We start from the raw sequence: 18,858 nt of genomic DNA, 5'->3' as shown, positions 1-18,858 counted from the left end.
TTGTGATACGAGGCTGTTTGTTTTTTATACATTTTTATTAAGCATACGTAAGCCGTTTAAAATAACTAAAATGGTGCTTCCTTCATGTCCAATTACACCTAGAGGTAAATCGACGACTTGTAAAAAGTTTGAAGCAATTAATAAAACGATAACGCCGATAGAGAAGAAAATGTTTTGTTTGACGATGCGTTGCATTTTACGTGATAAACGTACTGCATAGGCAATTTTTGATAAGTCATTTTTCATTAAAACGACATCTGCTGTTTCCAAAGCAACATCTGTTCCTTCGCCCATAGCAATTCCGGTAGTTGCGGTTGCTAATGCTGGTGCATCATTAATCCCGTCACCGACCATCCCTACAAATTTATGTTGAGAAAGAAGTCGTTTCATCTCGGTCACTTTTGTTTCAGGTAGACATTCAGCAACGTACTCTGTCACGCCTGCTTCCTTGGCAATTACCTTTGCTGTCTTCTCATTGTCACCCGTTAGCATGATAACATCAATGCCTAGCTCTTTTAGTAATGATACTGCTTTTTTTGCTTCACTGCGAACGGTATCCTTTAAGGCTGCTAATGCGGCGATGCCATCTTTGTCACGAATAAAAATAACGGTTTTTCCCTCTGAGGCAAGGTTTTCTGCTGCACGATTTGCGAATTCGTTTGCCTCATCTAGACCGACAAAGTCTGGTTTGCCAACAAGATACTCGACCTCGTTAACGTAACCTCTGATACCCCAACCAGGGATATCTTCTATAGTGGCTTGAGCAAACTGTGTGATACCTTCTTTTCTTGCGAATAAAGTAATTGCTTGAGCAAGTGGATGGTTTGATTGCGCTTCAATACCTGCGAGGATTGCCATTGTATTTTTACGGTCTAATCCTTCTCGAACAATAAAATCAGTAACTGCTGGTTTTCCTTGTGTTAAAGTACCTGTTTTGTCTACCGCTAGTGCACGTAATGCACCTAGATGTTCTAAATGTAGGCCACCTTTGAATAGCACACCGTGTTTTGCACCATTTGAAATGGCTGCAAGAGTTGCTGGCATAATGGATGCAACAAGTGCACATGGAGAAGCAACTACTAGGAGTACCATTGCTCGATAGAAAGTTGTTGTCCAGTCCCAACTGAGTACAAAGTGAGGTAGAAACATCATAAGGGCAACGGTAAGTAGCACAATTTTCACGTAAGTACCTTCGAATTTTTCTATAAATTGTTGAGATGGAGATTTTTCACTCTGAGCATTTTGTACAAGCTGGATAATTTTTTGGAATAGTGTTTCAGAATTTGGTTTTGTCATTTCCATTGTAATGGCACCATTTAAATTCACTGTACCTGCAAATACTTCGTCGCTTTCACGTTTTGCCACTGGAAGCGGTTCGCCGCTTATTGCGGATTCATCGATAGAAGACTGTCCTTTAAAAATCACGCCGTCTGCTGGTATACGTTCACCAGGTTTTACGAGTAGGTGATCTCCAATTTGTAATGTAGAGATAGAAACTTTCATTGGTTCAAAGTTACCACGTACAAGCCAAGCTTCTTCGGGTTGTAAGTTCATAAGTGCAGAAATTTCACGATGACTTTTATTCATTGCGTATGTTTCAAGAGCGCCACTTACAGCGAAAATGAAAATTAGAATAGCACCCTCCGTCCAATAACCGATTGCAGCTGAACCAACTGCAGCTAATACCATTAAAAGTTCAACATTAAGTTCTTTATTTTCAATGGTTTCTTCAATACCTTCTTTTGCTTTAGCAAATCCACCAACACAAAATGCAACGATATATAAAATAATAGAGGCTGTTGTTTGCCCGTTAGTATCTAAACGCCATGCAAGCAAAATAAACAAACCTGCTATAAGGGCAGCAATTAATTCAGCGTGTTCTTTTGTTTTCTCAATTAAACTAATATTTTCTCGTTTAGAATGTTCCACCTTTATCCCTCCTGATAATGAAAATCAATATCAAAACGTTTATAAATCAATATATATAAACAATGTATAATTGAAAATCGCTTTCAATTATCTCCTTTCTAATTTAGAATTATTATAACAAAGGTAATTAAAAAAAGAAAGTAAGAAAATTGAAGGGATTATTAAAGAGATGGGATAAAAGCAGTCCGGGATTGAGATTGAGGCGATTATGAGGATTTTTGAAATAATTTTGAACATAAAAATAGCACAGTTATTCATAGGAATATTCTGTGCTTATCTAATATGTGCAGTGAAAATGCCTTAACTTTTAGGAATTACTGCATAAATTTGGCTCATCACCATAATGTGGGGTTGATTTTCGTTCCGGTTCAGAGCCTTCCAGGAGGCGTCCGGTCTTCACTCCAGTCAAATTGACATACGTTTTAACAAATGCCAAAACCTTCTTTTGGTGATGAGCCATAAATTATTTAATTATAAACTCTGTGGTTGTCGTTATGCTTACGCACAATAACGCTTTAAAAAGGAAATTGCTTTTTATTAGAATACTCGCTCTGCGTGAAGCGCTAGTTTTTCTAGTGATGATTTGTCTACGTCAGCGTGTAGTGATTTACCGTGAGAATCCATAGTTACAACAGCTGTGAACTTCCCTACGTTTAAGTGCCACATTGCTTCTGGAATACCAAATTCCATTAGGTCAACACCTTCAACACCTTTAATGCAGTCTGCATAGTATTGTGCAGCACCACCGATTGCATTTAAGTAAACGCCACCGTGCTCTTCTAATGCAGCAAGTGTTTTTGGTCCCATACCGCCTTTACCAATTACAGCGCGGATACCGAATTTTTTCATGATGTCACCTTGGTATGGCTCCTCACGAATAGAAGTAGTTGGACCAGCTGCTTTTACTGTCCAGTTGCCTTCTTCGTCTTTTGCCATTACAGGGCCACAGTGATAAATAACTTGTCCATTAAGATCAACTGGAGCATCGTGGCTCATTAAGTGATGGTGAATTGCGTCACGGCCAGTATACATACGACCAGTAATTGAAACAACGTCACCAACTTTTAGAGCACGAATTTGTTCTTCAGTAATTGGTGCAGTAAGTTCCACTACATTTGTAGTAGTATCTTCTGTAGTTGCTGCAACTTCATCTTCTTTAAATGTAATTTTTTCGCCTTCTTGGTAATGCCAGTTAATAATTTCGCCAGTTTCAGGATTGATATCCACAGCCATACGACGGTATGCCCAGCAGTTATAAGCTACTGATACGTAGAATGATGCAGGGATACGGTGCATAACACCAATTTTACAGCCAAGTAATGTTGCTTCACCACCGAAGCCCATTGTACCGATACCAAATGTGTTAGCAGTTTTTACTACATAATCTTCTAATTTAGCAAGATCAGGATTTGGATTTGTATCTTCCACATGACGGAATAATTGTTCTTTTGCTAAGTCGTAACCAGAAGAGCGGTCGCCACCGATACCTACACCGATGAACCCAGCTGAACAGCCTTGACCTTGTGCTTGGTATACTGAGTGAAGGATACATTTACGGATACCATCTAAATCACGACCAGCGCGACCAAGACCTTCAATTTCACATGGAAGGCTGTACTGAATGTTTTTGTTTTCACAGCCGCCACCTTTAAGAATTAATTTAATCGTAATGTAGTCTTTTTCCCATTGTTCAAATTTCATAACAGGTAGACCGTCACCAAGGTTATTACCGCTGTTTGCGCCTGTTAACGAATCAACTGCATTTGGACGTAATTTTGCATCTGCAGTAGTATCATTAATAGCTTTTTTAATAGCTTCTTTAATTTCTAATTGGTTTACACCAACAGGAGTATAAATTTTGAATGTTGGTAGACCAGTATCTTGACAGATTGGTGATACATTATCTTCTGCCATAATAATATTATTTGAGATTGTGTCTAAGCTCATTGCAGCACGAGTACCAGCATTCTCAGCTTCTTTAGCTTTCTTAATGGCACGACGTACGTCTTTTGGTAGATTGGTAGATGTTTCAGTAATTAAATTGTAAAGACTTTTCTCCAAAGTTTGGATATTCATTTAGTATTGCCCCCCATAAAAATTTGATTATTTCCACGTTACATTATACTCTTTTAAACTAATGAAAAAAAGAGTTCAACTCATTGTAGTCGGAATTAAAGGCCTACTCTCAAAAAGAGGTAATTTAAATGTGAAATTATGTTATCTATCGTTAAGTTGATAGAAGATAAGAGAAACGAATCACTTTGGTGGCGAAGCGGATCACTTTAGGGTCGAAGCGGATCACTTTGGTGGCGAGGCGGATCACTTTAGGGTCGAAGCGGATCACTTTAGGAGAGAAGCGGATCACTTTTGGAGCGAAGCGGATCACTTTGGTGTCGAAGCGGATCACTTTAGGGTCGAAGCGGATCACTTTGGTGTCGAAGCGGATCACTTTGGTGTCGAAGCGGATCACTTTGGTGTCGAAGCGGATCACTTTGGTGGCGAAGCGGATCACTTTTGGAGCGAAGCGGATCACTTTTGGGTCGAAACGGATCACTTTTGGAGAGAAGCGGATCACTTTTGGGTCGAAACGGATCACTTTAGGGTCGAAGCGGATCACTTTTGGAGAGAAGCGGATCACTTTTGGAGCAAAGCGGATCACTTTGGTGTCGAAGCGGATCACTTTTGATGCGAAGCGGATCACTTTGGTGTCGAAGCGGATCACTTTGGTGTCGAAGCGGATCACTTTTGGAGCGAAGCGGATCACTTTTGATGCGAAGCGGATCACTTTTGATGCGAAGCGGATCACTTTAGGAGCGAAGCGGATCACTTTAGGGGCGAAGCGGATCACTTTTGATGCGAAGCGGATCACTTTAGGAGCGAAGCGGATTACTTTAGGAGCGAAGCGGATCACTTTGAGAGCCGTGCTGATTAAATCACCATAAAGATTGTTAGTTAGGAACGTTTGTTCTATAATGGATTTATAATTTACATTAGGGGGTAATATTATGAAGTTGCTTAATTTGCCAGAAGCATTTGAACAATATAGGACTGTAATAGAGGAAACAATACAGCCTACCGTATTTATTGAAACAGAAGAACGAAAAACGTCTGTATTTGAAAGTAAGTTTGCGGGGGATCCGTATTTTCCACGGGCAATGGAATATCCGAAAAGTCCTGAAGGGCAACCACTAAAATTACTAGCTCAAATTAATTTTGCAGATGTTCCAAAGCATTTACCAAACTTCCCTAAAGAGGGAATCTTGCAGTTTTATATTGATGGCTACGATGATGTACTAGGGATGGATTTTGACAATGGTCAAAATCATGAGGGCTTCCGCGTTGTTTTCCACGAACATATTGTTAGTGATGAGTCACAGTTAGTACAAGATTTCTCATTTGTTGAAGATAACGAAGAAGAATTATACTTTCCTGTGGAAAAGGAAATGGCATTGTCCTTTGGAACGGGTCATGAACCATTATCAGCAAATGACTTTAGAAGTGAAAAAACATATGCGAAGATCCTTGCTACTATAGAAGACGATGATCAATTAGTAGACTCATTTTATGAAACATTAAATAGTGCGGGGCATAAAATCGGGGGATATCCATTCTTTACTCAGGAAGATCCAAGAGCTTATGGTGACTATACAGATTCAACAATTTTGTTGCTTCAAATTGACAGTGTAGGTGATCATATTCTGTGGGGAGATGTAGGGGTCGGAAACTTTTTCATCACAGAGGATGAGCTGAAACGTAAAGATTTTAGTAAAGTTCTATATAATTGGGATTGTTATTAATTTAAATAAAAAGCAAGTGGATGCGTTTCCACTTGCTTTTTATCTTCATTCAGCAAATTTTTATACTGAAGGTAGTGAGATGGATGTTGATAGGATTCTTTTTAAAACCTGCTGAAATAGAAGAACTCAGTCTAAGAACGCCACGTCCTGTGGCAACGACTGAGTGATCAACATCACGTTGGCCTAAAGCCTCTGGCGGATGTCACGGATTGTTTATCTGTGCGAAAGCGAAGCGTCAGCTACAAATGTTTTCTGTAGCGAAAGTGAAGCGTCAGCTACAATTACGCCAAGGTGTATTGATTAGTAATTATTGTTCACGAGCATTAAATTGCTCCATTTTGTCTTCTAAATCATCCATCATTTGAATTAAACGATCAATATCCTCTAATTCAGTTGTTTCAGGATCAATGGCATCTAAAACTTCTAAAAACATTTCAAGACGCTCTTTTAAGTAACTCATTTGCTGTTTTTTATCAGTGATTGGATTTGACATACATACACCTCATTTCGTCCCCTTCATCTTAGCTGATTCGGGACTAAATTTCAATGTTTAGGTAAACACCTAGGACTTAGCGATTATTTTGCAAAAACTAATAGACAGAATATTTACATTATTGAAAGCGTGTGTTAAATTAATATTAAGAATAAGTAAAGGAGCTGATTTAAAAAATCAAAAAAACTCTAACTCGAAAAGGAGGGAGTTTAAACAAGTACTCGGCCAATGATAAAGCCGAAATTCGTGTTTATACAATTAAATGGAGATAAGTGTTAGTTAGGCCTTAGCGTAAAATCACATGTGGTGAGCGCTAAGGCTTTTTGGTATGCTGTTATTTGGAAGATTGACTTGATGTTGGAGGAAAAGATGACATACTTCTCAGATTACAGCAAAAAAAGATTTGCCATTCTAGTGTTAATTGTATCTATTTCAGGCTTTTCGCAAGGGATGCTTTTACCGCTAATTTCAATTATTTTCGAACGTGATGGAGTATCCTCTGCGTTGAATGGATTGAACGCAACAGGTCTATACATAGGAACTTTATTAATTTCACCGTTTATCGAACAGCCATTACGAAAATGGGGCTACAAACCGATTATTTTAATTGGCGGTGCACTTGTCTTCGCTTCACTGCTTGCATTTCCTTTATGGAAGAGTGTGACCTTTTGGTTTACCCTTCGCTTACTCATTGGGATTGGGGATCATGCATTACACTTTGCAACACAGACGTGGATTACAAGTACATCGGATCATAAAAGCTTAGGGAAAGGTATGGCCATTTATGGCTTGTCCTTCAGCACTGGCTTTGCTGTCGGGCCATTAATGGTAAAACTTATACAAATTTCAGAGGCATTACCATTTATTGTATCTTCAATTATGTGCTTATTAGCTTGGTCTTTTGTATTTCTCTTACAAAATGAAAAACCAGAGCGCTTGACGGGAGACTTACATGCAAGAGGCTGGCATCGTTATAAAATAGCCATTGTATTTGGATGGATTGCATTTTTAGGACCTTTTGTTTATGGGTTTTTAGAATCTTCTTTAAATGCTTTGTTCCCAGTTTATGCTTTACGAAAAGGCTTTGACATGAATATGATTCCTATTATTTTATCAGTCTTTACGTTTGGTGGGATATTAACGCAAGTACCACTTGGAGCAATTGGAGATAAAGTCGGACGACGCAATGTCTTGATGATAGGCTCATTTGGTGGGGCTATTATTTTTGGGATTGCGAGCTTTGTAGAGCATTCACAAATGGCTGTAGCTGTAGCATTTTTCTTTACAGGTACATTAGTTGGTTCGATGTTTTCATTAGGTATTACTTATATGGCTGACTTGACTCCAAAGGAACTACTGCCAACAGGAAATCTGCTTTGCGGCATTGCACTTAGTATTGGTAGTTTAACAGGTCCATTTTTAGGAGGCGTCTATTTAGAATATGTAAATTACAGCTTCCTTTTATTAGTGGCACTCCTTTTGTTAGCTATAGCAATTGTTTTACTAGTATTTGGTCGAAATAAAAATAAGCGACCAGTGTCGATATAGGGGGCATTGTCTTTTGGGAATTATCCTTGAAGCGGAAGGAAGAGAGCCAATCGCTCGGGGAAACAGAAGAATTACTCAGCTCGGAGACTTTTGAGCAAAATAAAAGAGCGGGGCTCATCTTCCCGCTCATAAAACAAAAAACGCCCAGCAAATCCGTGCTGTTATGGCGTTCTTTGCGTGACAAGGATGTTCCGTCCAAGTCACATAGGTTTGGCACCTAGAAAGTTATTATACAGACAAGCAAACATAAAATCAAATAATATTTGCAGATAAGTAATATTTGTATTTTGGATTTCTATCTCTATATAATAGAAGAACACACTAAGATGACTATTTATAATGAGGGGGATTACCACATGGCAGAATATAAAAAATTATCGATTCACCGTGCATTAACAGAATTAAAGATGCTAAATCACCGTATCGAAGCAGCGACGAATGAAGTTAGCTCGGTGTTAGCTAATCGTAAAAGCAATAGCAAAATTAATGGTCTAGAGATTCAAGAAATTGAAAAGCAAATGCAAGCCTCATACGATAAAGTAGTTAGCTTAGTTGACTATCGTAACCGAATAAAGGCGCTAGTTGTAGAGTCTAATGCTAAAACTAAAGTAATAGTAGGAAAAGAAGAAATGACTGTAGCAGAAGCGATCGAACGCAAACAGTCTATTCAATATGAAAAGGAACTGTTAGAAGTCATGAAACAGCAATATCGTTCAGCGATAAATACGGTTGCAAAAGAAAATGATGCGTTGCCAGCAAAGCTAGAAACGTATCTAGTTAATATATTAGGAAATAAAGATAAGCAATCTCCAGAAGAAGTAAAATTACATACGGAGACATTTATGAAAAGAAACGAGTACGAGTTAATCGATCCGATGAATGTTAAAAAGAAAATTGAGGCGTTAAGTAATCGAATTGAAGAATTCGAATCAGAGGTCGATGCTGTTTTGTCAGAATCGAATGCAACAACATTTATTGAAGTGCAAGCTTAACTAAAAATGCATGGCCTAGCGAAAACAGAAAACGAAAAGTCGCTCGCGCTTCAAGACATGTGTGCGAGTTAAAACCTGAAACATGTCTTACTACAATGGATAGCTTAAACAATCGGAGATAAAAGCTCAAAGATTAAAGTTAAAAGTCCAAAGTTTACGTTTCAAAGTTCTTTCGTATTAAAGCTAAAAACTTAAAGCATAAAAATCTTTTAAATCCTGGGCTACTGGTTAAGGTGTTGATTTTTCTGGACCGTCCGTCATCCACTAGGCAGCTTGAGCCGTGCATTACAAATATACAAATTCTCCTGATTTTTAGGAGACGCCTGTTTTGATGCTGTTTAATTCATTTTAAAGAGCGTCTCTCATTTTTTGAGGACGCCCATTTTCATTACTTATCCTTCAACACAAGTTTCGCCACACACTCTACTTGCGCCGTTTGTGCAAACATATCAACCGGTTGAATATACTCCACATCATAAAACTTCGATAATTCGTTTAAATCCTTCGCCAAAGTTGAAGGATTACAAGACGTATAGACAAAGCGCTTCGGTTTTAGCTTCAGCACTGTGCGGATGAACTCTGGTGCTAGACCTGTTCGTGGTGGGTCAACTGTTATAACATCGGGTGTAAATCCTTCTTTGCGCCATTTTGCTAGGACACTTTCTGCTGTGCCAACTGCATATTTTGTATGTTTGAAGCCATGGTTTCGGGCATTTTTACGTGCATCCTGAATGCTTTCTGGAATAACGTCCATTCCACGAACTTCTTTTGCTTTATCAGCTAGCCATAAACCGATTGTTCCAACACCGCAGTAAGCATCAACAACTGTTTCTTTGCCTGTTAATGCTGCTGCTTTTTTGATTTCATCATAAAGATGAACGGTTTGTGTTGGATTCAGTTGGAAAAAGGCGCGAGCTGATAAATCAAATGCTAATTCGCCAAGCTCCTCATGTATCGTTTCCTTACCATCGAGGACAATCGTTTCATCGCCAAAGATTAACGATGTTTTCTCACGGTTAATATTTTGTGCAATCGATACGATACTTGGGTCGATTTTTTTTATACGAGCAATTAGTTCCGCTTGATGTGGAATTTCCTTACGCGTTGTTACGAGTACGACTTGTGTTTCACCAGTACGAATTCCAGTACGTACAACAATCGTACGCACTAAGCCATCAAGTGTACGACCATCATAAATAGTAATATTCAGTTTTTGTAAAATTTTACGTGTTGCCACTGTGATTTTTGATGTAATCGGATGTTGGACAAGGCAATCATTGATGTTCAGTAACTTGTTACTACCTTCTGCAAAAAGCCCTGCATAGACACGCTTACCCTCTTTACGTACTTGGTATTGACTTTTGTTACGATAATTCCATGGATTATCCATCCCTAGAGTTTTACGAACTTTAACTGTATTAGCTAAAGGCTTAGCATAACGTTCTAATGCTTGAATTACGATATCACGCTTTTCGATTAGCTGTTTTTCATATGTCATATGTTGAAGCTGACAGCCGCCACATTCGTTGTAAACTGGGCATGGTGCTTCCTGACGATATTTTGAAGCTTTGCGAATTGTTAATATTTCTGCTTCGGCAAAGTTTCGCTGTGTTTTAGTCACTTGCGCTGTAATTTCTTCACCAGGAATAGCGCCCTTTACGAATACAACATTACGCTTATAAAAGCCTACTCCTTCACCGTTAATACCAAGTCTTTTTATTATTAGAGGAAATTTTTGTCCTACTTCCATTGTTGTTTGCTGCGTCAAACGTTCCACGTCCCTGTTCTTTTAATATCATCTCCCCATTATAACTAAGGAGTAGACGATTGCAAAGCGACAGGGAAATCTTCATGTTCTAAGACTAAATCGTCAATGGATAAAAATGTATAACCTTGTTTTTTCGCCTCGGCAATAAACCTAGGAAGAGCTTCAGCGTTATCCTGCGCAACAGTATGCATTAATATTACAGCACCAGGGTGTAACTGTTCTATTAATGCATTATACGCATAATCTGCGCCACGACGTACATCCCTTTCCCAATCCTTAAAGGCAACAGACCAGAAAATATGACGGTAGCCTTCAGAATTTCCGACCTCTAATAATTTCGCATTAAATATACCTTCAGGAGGGCGGAAGTATGTTGTACGCTTTATACCAGTCAATCCTCTCAGCTTATCGTCAAATTTTTTCCATTCTGTACGCATAGCATCTGGCGTTATTCTTGCCATATTTGGATGTCCATATGAATGGTTGCCGATTGTATGGCCATCTTTAACCATGCGTTTCACTATTTCGGGGGCACTTTCTAAATAATGACCAGTTAAAAAGAAGGTGGCTGGTGCTTTTTCCTTCTTCAATGTATCCAAAATGCTTTCCGTAAACCCATTTTCATAGCCATTATCAAAGGTTAAATAAGCAACTTTTTTATCAGGCTTACCTTTATAAATAGCACCATATTTCTCAAGTAGCTGATCAAGCTGTGCCCCGGCCTCAGCTGGTTCACCGTTTTTCGCTCGCTTTAATCCCCAATGGTATTCATCAGAGCCAGAAGCTGAAAATGGATTAAAGCTAATTGCCGCGGCAATAATAAAAGTAGCGATGACCGCTCCTACAATATGCTGTTTCCACATTAAAAACGCATCCTTTCTTTTTCATTAGAATGCGTATTTTTAAAAAAATTATCCTAGTCGATTTAACACAATAAATTTTGAAGTACTTCTTTTAAATGAAACAGAAGAGAAGCAAATACCCACACGGAACGCAAAAATACACGTGGGGGAGAAGTGAAATTTACCCGCAAAACGTGGAATCAACAGGGAAAAGCAATACCCATGAAAAATGTTATAATAGGTAATAGTGAGGTGTTACTAATGCGTATTATTACGAAAATTGCACGTCAAAAAAACAACCCAGAACGTTATAATATATATTTGAACGAAGAATACGCTTTTCCTGTAGATGAGGCAATTCTCATTCAATTTGGATTAACGAAGGGAAAAGTGCTTGAGGAATTTGATATTCAGGAAATTGCCTATGAGGATGAGATTCGAAAAGCTTTTAATAAAGGATTAAACTTTTTGTCTTATCAAATGCGTAGTGAGCATGAGGTCAAGAAAAAGCTTCTAGCGTTAGAATTTGGCGAAGCAGTCATTTTAGAGGCTATACAAAAGCTCAAATCATACGGTTTTTTAAATGATGAAACTTACTCCAAGGCATTACTCAACACGAAAAAAGCTACGATGAAAAAGGGACCCAAGGCAATTAGACAAGACCTTATGAAAAAGGGAATTGATAAAAGCTTACAGGATGAGGTACTTGCTACCTATAGTCATGCGGAACAGGTAAAGCTTGCGACACAATTGGCTGAAAAGGTCATTCGATCTGAAAAAAAGAAAACACCAACACAAATAAAAGCTAAAATTCAAGATTTTTTAATGCGAAAAGGTTATTCTTTTAGTGTTGTAGATGATGTGCTAAGTCAAATAGAGATTGAACAAGATGAAGATGAATGGCAACAGCTACTTGAGGTACAAGGCGAAAAAGTTTGGAAAAAGTATTCATCGAAGTATACTGGTTATGAATTGAAAATGAAACTAAAGCAAGCGCTCTATCAAAAGGGTTTTCCTATAGAGGTTATAGATCGTTTTATAGAAGAGAAGGAGAATGAGGAATGAACGAAAAAAATTATGCTGCAATGTCAGAGCATGAATTACGTGAAGAAATAGCTATGATAAAGGAAAAAGCACGTAAGGCGGAGCAGCTAGGAATTATCAATGAATTCGCAGTTTACGAGCGTAAGGCTTTAATGGCAGCTGCCTATTTGGTTGATTTAGATACAATAATTCCTGGAGAAATGTATCGTATTGACGGTTCAGAAAATGAATTTTTCCAAGTGGATTATTTAAAAGGACGCTTTGCTTGGGGACATCGTTTAGGGGGCGAAAAATATCAAGAGGCTTTACCTGTTTCAATGCTATCTCCTGTAAAGGTGGGCAAATAAGTGGATGAAAAAATTGAAAAACTAAATGCTGAACTACTTGCCAAAAACCCGCAAATGTCAGTAGGACGTGCCCGAGTATGGATTGAGCTTTTATGGAGTGATTTTGAATCGACTTCTGCAAAAGCAGGCTACTCTTATCGTGGTGCTGATTACACTGAAAATTTAGTACGTCAATTAATTACCAGCTACGGTGATAAACTGCATGCATTTGCAGGACGCAATCCAAAATACGCACATTTACTTGATGCTAGTGATGATATGGTGCAATAACAAAACCCTGACCAAATATTTGGTCAGGGTTTGCTGATGTTTAATTACTTGCGCCAACTTGTAATTTTTTCTGAAGTTTATCTTCGGTAAAAATCCAGCCTGTATATGAAGTGATAATCTCGTTGTCATCGTTTAAATGAGCGACAGCAACGAATGGATAGCGATTATCACTACGGTAACGCAGATCAATTAATCTTACTTCTGTTAAGCCATTATCGAGTTCTGAAATTTCCCAACGATACAATGGTGAGAATGACACGAAAGCAGCGAGATTGCGATCTTTCAATGCTATTTCGATAAGAGGCGTTTTTGGTAAAGGTTTAATTTCGAATTTATCATAAATATTAACAGTTCGCCCATAAGCGCGTCCAACGTAATAATGCGTTTTGGATTTAGCTGCAATTCGCCAGTGCAAGAATCGCATTGTAGGGGCTACGATGACATACTCTTCATCCTGTATGGTATTATGCACAGCGTTCTTTACAGCCTTTTGGACTGCAAATCGTAAAATGTAGTAAACGATAATAATGAGATACATAATACTAAATGTCCAAACTGGATTTGCACCAAATGCCCAAAGTAAAATGCCAAGGCAATGTAGTGTGAAAATAATAGGATCAAACGTATTAATGACACCAAGTGCAACCCATCTTCTAGAGAAAGGTCGAAGTGCTTGTGTACCATAAGCATTGAAGATATCAACAAAGACGTGAAGTGCTACAGCTAAAAATGTCCAAAGCCATAAATGAAACACATTTGCGTCTTGAAGAATGAATGCTAAAACCGCTGTAATTAAGAGTGGCCATATAGCTACTGCTGGTAGTGAATGTGTAATTCCACGATGATGTCGAATATAAATTGCGTTGTTGCGCAGTTTTAATACAGTATCGACATCTGGTGCCTGTGAGCCAATAATTGTACCTGCCATTACTGCGGTAAAGGTCATAGTATGATCTGCTACAACGGGATCAGCTAATGCAAGACCACCGAGGGCTATACCCATAACGAAATGTGTACCTGAATCCAAAAATATCCACTCCTTGTATGCAAAAAATAGAGTACAATTGCATACATGTATATTTCAAATTAAGACAGTCGTGCTAAATTTTAAAGCTAGAAAAATTATGGTGTTTTTGTCGTTTCTGACAGATAATCTTTTCTTAATTGTATACCCTTTTTACCATAAATAAAATCGTAAAGACGCTGGAGGTCACTGTGAATTATCCATATGTAACAGAATTTCGACAATCTTTAGTCGAATGGTTTAATGTTGAGAAACGTGATTTACCTTGGAGGCATACTACAGACCCTTATAAAATCTGGGTCTCGGAAGTGATGCTACAGCAAACACGTGTCGACACAGTTATTCCTTATTACAATCGTTTCATGGAAAGTTTTCCAACATTAGAATTACTTGCTGAAGCTCCTCAAGAATACTTATTGAAACACTGGGAAGGCCTCGGCTATTATTCCCGTGCACGTAACTTACAAGCGGGTGTTCGCGAGGTATTAGAAAACTACGGTGGGGTAGTACCCGATAATCGCCATGAGATTTCAAAATTAAAAGGCGTAGGTCCGTATACTGCTGGAGCTATTTTAAGTATTGCCTATAATAAGCCCGAACATGCAGTTGATGGCAATGTTATGCGCGTTTTAAGTCGTGTCCTTAATATTCATGATGATATAGCGGTTCCAAAGACTAAAAAGATTTTTGAAGCGGCAGTAGAAGAACTGATAGATCCTGAAAATACATCGTCCTTCAACCAAGGCTTAATGGAGCTTGGTGCACTTATTTGTACACCAACTTCACCAAAGTGCTTATTATGTCCAGTTCGCGAATACTGTACCGCTTTTAATAAAGGTGAGCCAGAAAAATTACCTATCAAATCGAAAAAAGTAAAGATGAAGCATGTTTCATACGATGTACTTGTACTTCAAGATGACAAAGGTCGAATTTTATTGGAGCAGCGTCCAGCAGAGGGTTTACTAGCTAATCTATGGCAGTTTCCAATGCTTGAACACGGCAAAGATTCAATAGAAACTTTTATTAATGAGTACGCTATGAATGTTCAACCGCAACAGGAATTGTTAACGTTTAAACATGTTTTTTCACATTTAACATGGCATATAAATAGCTATTTTATGAAATGTAATTCAGCAGAAAAGGGCGAATGGCTGACTCGCGAGCAAATAGAATTATTACCAATGTCCGTTCCAATGCTGAAAATATGGCAAGAAATTAAAGATTGATCAAAAAAATAATATTTATAAAAATTTATGAGCATAAAAGCATTCACCTCGGTACACAATAATGAGCGTGGAGGTGAATGAATAATGAAAAAGCAAAACAACCAAAATTTACAACCGAATAAAAACATGCAACGTCAAAGTCAAGAATTTGGTTATGAAACAGACGTTAATGAAGTGCAAAAGCAAAATGCTAAAGCAGAGCAAAACAAAGCTCAAGCTTCAGGTAACTTCAATAAAACTAACCAAGATCTTGGTGAATAACACTTTGTAATTGCATAATTGCATTTACCTCTAAGGAGCTGTCTAAAATCGAAAAGATTAAAAAAGGCAGCTCCTTTTAAATTTTATATAGCATGATTAGAAAACTATCGGTAACCAGGGAAACTGCTCAGGTAGAACGAAGAATTGATTGGGTAACCAAGGAAACTGCTTTAGGTAGGCTGGAGAACTAATCGGATGCAAGGAAGAACTGTTCTGATTCAGAAGGAAAAATCCGATATAAATATATAAATAAAGGCAAAAAAATTCCAATCGAGTTGTTGTTATGATAAAATCCGCTTCAAATTAACGAAATTTTGTACGAATTTAAAAAAGCGCAGGGAAATTTGTGGTTTTCTAACTACACCTTTCGCGTACACATTGCTATAATATACTAGAGACTGCTAGATTTAGGTAGCATAGACGAAAAGGTGGGCTTCAAAGATGGCAATACCGGTAGAAGGAGAAACGATACAAATACATAGTTATAAGCACAATGGCCGTATCCACCGTGTTTGGCAAGAAACAACGGTTTTAAAAGGAACGAAAAATATCGTTATCGGTGCGAATGAACGGACACTTGTGACAGAGTCCGATGGTCGTACGTGGCTAACGAGAGAGCCTTCTATTTGTTATTTCCATGCGGAGCACTGGTTTAACATCATTTGCATGCTACGTGAGGACGGTGTGTATTATTATTGTAATCTAAGCTCACCATTTGTTTTCGATAATAATGCCATTAAATATATTGACTATGATTTAGACATTAAAGTTTTCCCTGATATGTCTTATTCACTCTTAGATGAGGATGAATATGAGCTACATCGTAAGGAAATGTCTTATCCAGATGTCATAGATAAAATTTTAAAGCGCAATGTCGATAAATTAATTAGCTGGATTCAACAAAAAAGAGGACCCTTTGCACCTGATTTCATCGATGCCTGGACAAGCCGTTATAAGTTTCAGCTCGATATGCAAGCAGATGATTGTTAGAAGCACCTATTAGTTTTACTAATGGGTGTTTTTTATGTCTTAAACAATCGGATTGTTAAATAGTTAGTGTTAAAGCTAAATTAACTGTACTTCAAGCGAAATATTGCTATAATACGTTTGGGCATTCAGTTTGTGGATGTCTGTTTCTTTTTATGTGGGAAGTAATAGAAGGTGTTTCATTTTGGATGAAATGAAGTACTTTTCACTTGCTTAATTTACATAAGAGCAAGCTTTTTAAAAAAGGATGTGATAATAAATTGAGTAGTATAAAGCGTTATATGAGATTTGTAAAACCATATACATGGGAGATTATTTTAACGATTATAATTGGTATAGTGAAATTTGCGATTCCGTTATTTATCCCATTACTCATAAAAATTGTGTTAGATGATATTATCGGTGCAGATCATCTAACGGATGCAGAGAAGACAAAAGAACTGTTTTATTGGTTAGGTGGTACGATCATTGTATTCTTTATTATTCGACCACCGATTGAGTATTACCGTCAATATTTTGCTCAACATGTCAGCAACAAGGTGCTTTTCGATATTCGAAAACAAATATATGCACATTTACAGCGACTAAGTTTAAGATACTATGCAAATACAAGAGCTGGCGATGTTATTTCAAGAGTGATTAATGATGTGGAACAAACAAAAAACTTTATCATGACAGGTTTGATGAATGTTTGGCTTGACCTTGCGACAATTGTTATTGCTATCGGTATTATGTTTGCCATGGATGTTAAGCTTACGCTAGTAGCATTAGTTGCGTTCCCGTTCTATGCATTTAGCGTGAAGTACTTCTTTGGTAAACTTCGGTCTTTAACACGTAAACGGTCACAAGCACTTGCAGGGGTGCAAAGTTATTTACATGAACGTGTAGCTGGAATGAGTATTATTAAAAGCTTCACGCTAGAAAAGCATGAGCAAAAATTATTCGATGAAGCAAATGGTGAATTTTTAGAGAAAGCATTGGATCATACGAAATGGAATGCTAAATCCTTTGCAGTGGTGAATACAATCACGGATGTAGCACCACTCCTAGTAATTGCTTATGCAGGTTATCAGGTAATTAATGGAGATCTTTCAGTCGGGACGATGGTGGCCTTTATTGCCTATATTGAACGACTTTACGGTCCACTTCGTCGACTTGTAAGTTCATCAACTATGTTAACTCAGTCCATTGCATCAATGGACCGCATGTTTGAATTAATAGACGAACCTTATGAAATAAAAAACAAGGCGAATGCGTTAGAGTTACCTCGAGTAAAGGGTGAAGTCCGCTTTGATAATGTGAACTTTCAATATGAAGAAGATGGTTCACAAATTTTAAACAACATCAATTTCACGATTAATCCTGGAGAGACGGTTGCATTTGTAGGAATGAGTGGTGGAGGAAAATCAACGATCATTAGCTTGATTCCTCGCTTTTATGACACAACAAGTGGCGCAGTGACTATTGATGAGTATGATGTACGTGATGTATCATTACATTCTTTACGCTCACAAATTGGAATAGTGTTACAGGATAATATTTTGTTCAGTGATTCGGTAAAAGAGAATATTTTAATGGGCAAGCCAAATGCTTCTGATGAAGAGGTCATTGCTGCTGCAAAAGCGGCAAATGCACATGATTTTATTATGAGTTTGCCAAATGGCTATGACACAAAGGTCGGAGAGCGCGGTGTGAAGTTATCAGGTGGGCAAAAGCAGCGAGTAGCAATCGCCCGTGTATTTTTAAAAAATCCACCTATTTTAATTCTTGATGAAGCAACCTCTGCATTGGATCTAGAAAGTGAGGCACTTATTCAAGAATCATTAGATTTACTTGCACATGAACGCACAACCATTATAATTGCTCATCGACTTTCTACGATTACGCATGCAGATAAAATTTTTGTTATAGATCATGGACAATTAATTGAAAGTGGTACGCACGAGCAATTGATGCAAAAAGAGGGGACTTACTTTAATTTATTCCAAGTGCAACATTTAGATTGATACACCCTAAATAGAAAAAATCTGACTCACCATCATAGCGTGGAGTTGATTTCCGTTCCGACTGGGCGCTTTTCTGGGAACATCGAGGCAATAAATAGCGAAAGCGTCATGTCATCTCCATCTTTTGGCCATGAATAATCTAAAAATAGCCTTCTATTTTAAATAATTGGAAGGCTATTTTCTTGTTATATTTATAAAATATTATCGATTAATAAGATATTCTTAATACGAAACTCGAACGATGTAGAAAATCTATGTTAATTGCAGAATAATTATGATTGAAAGAGCGAAGTTTTTTGGTTAGAATTATCTGAAAATAGAGAA

The 18,858-nt window shown here is 37.8% G+C and carries 17 protein-coding genes; 10 read left to right on the top strand and 7 right to left on the bottom strand.

The features are described 5' to 3' along the window. Nucleotides 1-24 precede the first annotated feature (24 nt). The 3 genes from ACFVT8_RS20815 to ACFVT8_RS20805 all read right to left on the bottom strand — a co-directional run bounded on the left by ACFVT8_RS20815 (nt 25) and on the right by ACFVT8_RS20805 (nt 4,840). Nucleotides 25-1,929, bottom strand: a complete 1,905-nt coding sequence (locus tag ACFVT8_RS20815) for a heavy metal translocating P-type ATPase (protein ID WP_387085204.1) — start codon at nt 1,927-1,929, stop codon at nt 25-27. Nucleotides 1,930-2,466: 537 nt separating this feature from the next. Continuing rightward, complete coding sequence (locus tag ACFVT8_RS20810; RefSeq protein ID WP_387085206.1) at nt 2,467-4,005, bottom strand: fumarate hydratase; 1,539 nt, start codon at nt 4,003-4,005, stop codon at nt 2,467-2,469. A 151-nt stretch (nt 4,006-4,156) separates the two neighbouring features. After that, nucleotides 4,157-4,840, bottom strand: a complete 684-nt coding sequence (locus ACFVT8_RS20805; protein ID WP_387085208.1) for a hypothetical protein — start codon at nt 4,838-4,840, stop codon at nt 4,157-4,159. A 94-nt stretch (nt 4,841-4,934) separates the two neighbouring features. Between ACFVT8_RS20805 and ACFVT8_RS20800 the strand changes: the two genes are divergently transcribed. Next, nucleotides 4,935-5,726: a YwqG family protein gene (locus tag ACFVT8_RS20800; RefSeq protein ID WP_387085210.1), complete on the top strand. Its 792-nt coding sequence runs from the start codon at nt 4,935-4,937 to the stop codon at nt 5,724-5,726. A gap of 307 nt (nt 5,727-6,033) precedes the next feature. On the opposite strand, the gene ACFVT8_RS20795 is transcribed toward ACFVT8_RS20800, so the two are convergent. Next, entirely contained in the window at nt 6,034-6,219 is a 186-nt protein-coding gene (locus ACFVT8_RS20795; protein WP_376073129.1) for an SE1561 family protein, read from the bottom strand. Nucleotides 6,220-6,588: 369 nt separating this feature from the next. On the opposite strand from ACFVT8_RS20795, the gene ACFVT8_RS20790 reads away from it, so the two are divergent. Both ACFVT8_RS20790 and ACFVT8_RS20785 read left to right on the top strand, forming a co-directional pair. Further along, a complete protein-coding gene (locus ACFVT8_RS20790) occupies nt 6,589-7,767 on the top strand; it encodes an MFS transporter (RefSeq protein WP_387085212.1) in 1,179 nt (392 codons plus the stop codon). A 356-nt stretch (nt 7,768-8,123) separates the two neighbouring features. Next, on the top strand, nt 8,124-8,759 hold the full coding sequence (locus ACFVT8_RS20785) for a hypothetical protein (protein WP_387085214.1): 636 nt from the start codon (nt 8,124-8,126) through the stop codon (nt 8,757-8,759). A 388-nt stretch (nt 8,760-9,147) separates the two neighbouring features. On the opposite strand, the gene rlmD is transcribed toward ACFVT8_RS20785, so the two are convergent. Both rlmD and ACFVT8_RS20775 read right to left on the bottom strand, forming a co-directional pair. Continuing rightward, entirely contained in the window at nt 9,148-10,527 is a 1,380-nt protein-coding gene (gene rlmD / locus ACFVT8_RS20780; RefSeq protein WP_387085216.1) for a 23S rRNA (uracil(1939)-C(5))-methyltransferase RlmD, read from the bottom strand. A 44-nt stretch (nt 10,528-10,571) separates the two neighbouring features. Beyond that, the gene (locus ACFVT8_RS20775; protein WP_387085218.1) at nt 10,572-11,390 is read right to left on the bottom strand and encodes a polysaccharide deacetylase family protein; all 819 of its coding nucleotides are present in this window, start codon (nt 11,388-11,390) and stop codon (nt 10,572-10,574) included. Nucleotides 11,391-11,630: 240 nt separating this feature from the next. On the opposite strand from ACFVT8_RS20775, the gene recX reads away from it, so the two are divergent. Genes recX through ACFVT8_RS20760 form a run of 3 tightly spaced genes read left to right on the top strand, consistent with a single transcriptional unit; the run spans nt 11,631 to nt 13,030 of the window. After that, nucleotides 11,631-12,434, top strand: coding sequence for a recombination regulator RecX (gene recX, locus ACFVT8_RS20770; protein ID WP_387085254.1), 804 nt, complete (start codon nt 11,631-11,633; stop codon nt 12,432-12,434). Continuing rightward, on the top strand, nt 12,431-12,760 hold the full coding sequence (locus tag ACFVT8_RS20765) for a YfhH family protein (RefSeq protein ID WP_053483069.1): 330 nt from the start codon (nt 12,431-12,433) through the stop codon (nt 12,758-12,760). Before recX ends, ACFVT8_RS20765 begins: the two co-directional genes overlap by 4 nt. Further along, complete coding sequence (locus tag ACFVT8_RS20760; RefSeq protein ID WP_387085220.1) at nt 12,761-13,030, top strand: YfhJ family protein; 270 nt, start codon at nt 12,761-12,763, stop codon at nt 13,028-13,030. A gap of 40 nt (nt 13,031-13,070) precedes the next feature. Here the strand turns inward: ACFVT8_RS20760 and ACFVT8_RS20755 are convergent, their stop codons facing one another. Next, complete coding sequence (locus tag ACFVT8_RS20755; protein WP_387085222.1) at nt 13,071-14,057, bottom strand: metal-dependent hydrolase; 987 nt, start codon at nt 14,055-14,057, stop codon at nt 13,071-13,073. Between the two features lie 188 nt (nt 14,058-14,245). On the opposite strand from ACFVT8_RS20755, the gene mutY reads away from it, so the two are divergent. The 4 genes from mutY (at nt 14,246) to ACFVT8_RS20735 (ending at nt 18,534) form a co-directional block, all read left to right on the top strand. After that, nucleotides 14,246-15,280, top strand: a complete 1,035-nt coding sequence (gene mutY / locus ACFVT8_RS20750) for an A/G-specific adenine glycosylase (protein ID WP_387085224.1) — start codon at nt 14,246-14,248, stop codon at nt 15,278-15,280. An 84-nt stretch (nt 15,281-15,364) separates the two neighbouring features. Then, nucleotides 15,365-15,541, top strand: a complete 177-nt coding sequence (locus ACFVT8_RS20745) for a gamma-type small acid-soluble spore protein (RefSeq protein ID WP_082172870.1) — start codon at nt 15,365-15,367, stop codon at nt 15,539-15,541. 441 nt (nt 15,542-15,982) lie between these two features. Next, a complete protein-coding gene (ntdP, locus tag ACFVT8_RS20740) occupies nt 15,983-16,531 on the top strand; it encodes a nucleoside tri-diphosphate phosphatase (RefSeq protein WP_387085227.1) in 549 nt (182 codons plus the stop codon). A gap of 257 nt (nt 16,532-16,788) precedes the next feature. Next, the gene (locus ACFVT8_RS20735; protein ID WP_387085229.1) at nt 16,789-18,534 is read left to right on the top strand and encodes an ABC transporter ATP-binding protein; all 1,746 of its coding nucleotides are present in this window, start codon (nt 16,789-16,791) and stop codon (nt 18,532-18,534) included. Nucleotides 18,535-18,858 lie beyond the last annotated feature (324 nt).

Source organism: Lysinibacillus sp. NPDC058147 (genome assembly GCF_042884205.1).
Lineage (GTDB): Bacteria > Bacillota > Bacilli > Bacillales_A > Planococcaceae > Lysinibacillus.
Note: the sequence above shows the minus strand (reverse complement) of the source record. Positions and strands in the feature narration are given on the sequence as shown.

Bases quoted from the DNA above. Each gene is read 5' to 3' on its own strand.
- ACFVT8_RS20810 (WP_387085206.1), bottom strand. From the start codon at position 4,005: ATGAATATCCAAACTTTGGAGAAAAGTCTTTACAATTTAATTACTGAA.
- ACFVT8_RS20800 (WP_387085210.1), top strand. From the start codon at position 4,935: ATGAAGTTGCTTAATTTGCCAGAAGCATTTGAACAATATAGGACTGTA.
- ACFVT8_RS20795 (WP_376073129.1), bottom strand. From the start codon at position 6,219: ATGTCAAATCCAATCACTGATAAAAAACAGCAAATGAGTTACTTAAAA.
- ACFVT8_RS20790 (WP_387085212.1), top strand. From the start codon at position 6,589: ATGACATACTTCTCAGATTACAGCAAAAAAAGATTTGCCATTCTAGTG.
- ACFVT8_RS20785 (WP_387085214.1), top strand. From the start codon at position 8,124: ATGGCAGAATATAAAAAATTATCGATTCACCGTGCATTAACAGAATTA.
- ACFVT8_RS20775 (WP_387085218.1), bottom strand. From the start codon at position 11,390: ATGTGGAAACAGCATATTGTAGGAGCGGTCATCGCTACTTTTATTATT.
- recX (WP_387085254.1), top strand. From the start codon at position 11,631: ATGCGTATTATTACGAAAATTGCACGTCAAAAAAACAACCCAGAACGT.
- ACFVT8_RS20765 (WP_053483069.1), top strand. From the start codon at position 12,431: ATGAACGAAAAAAATTATGCTGCAATGTCAGAGCATGAATTACGTGAA.
- ACFVT8_RS20745 (WP_082172870.1), top strand. From the start codon at position 15,365: ATGAAAAAGCAAAACAACCAAAATTTACAACCGAATAAAAACATGCAA.
- ntdP (WP_387085227.1), top strand. From the start codon at position 15,983: ATGGCAATACCGGTAGAAGGAGAAACGATACAAATACATAGTTATAAG.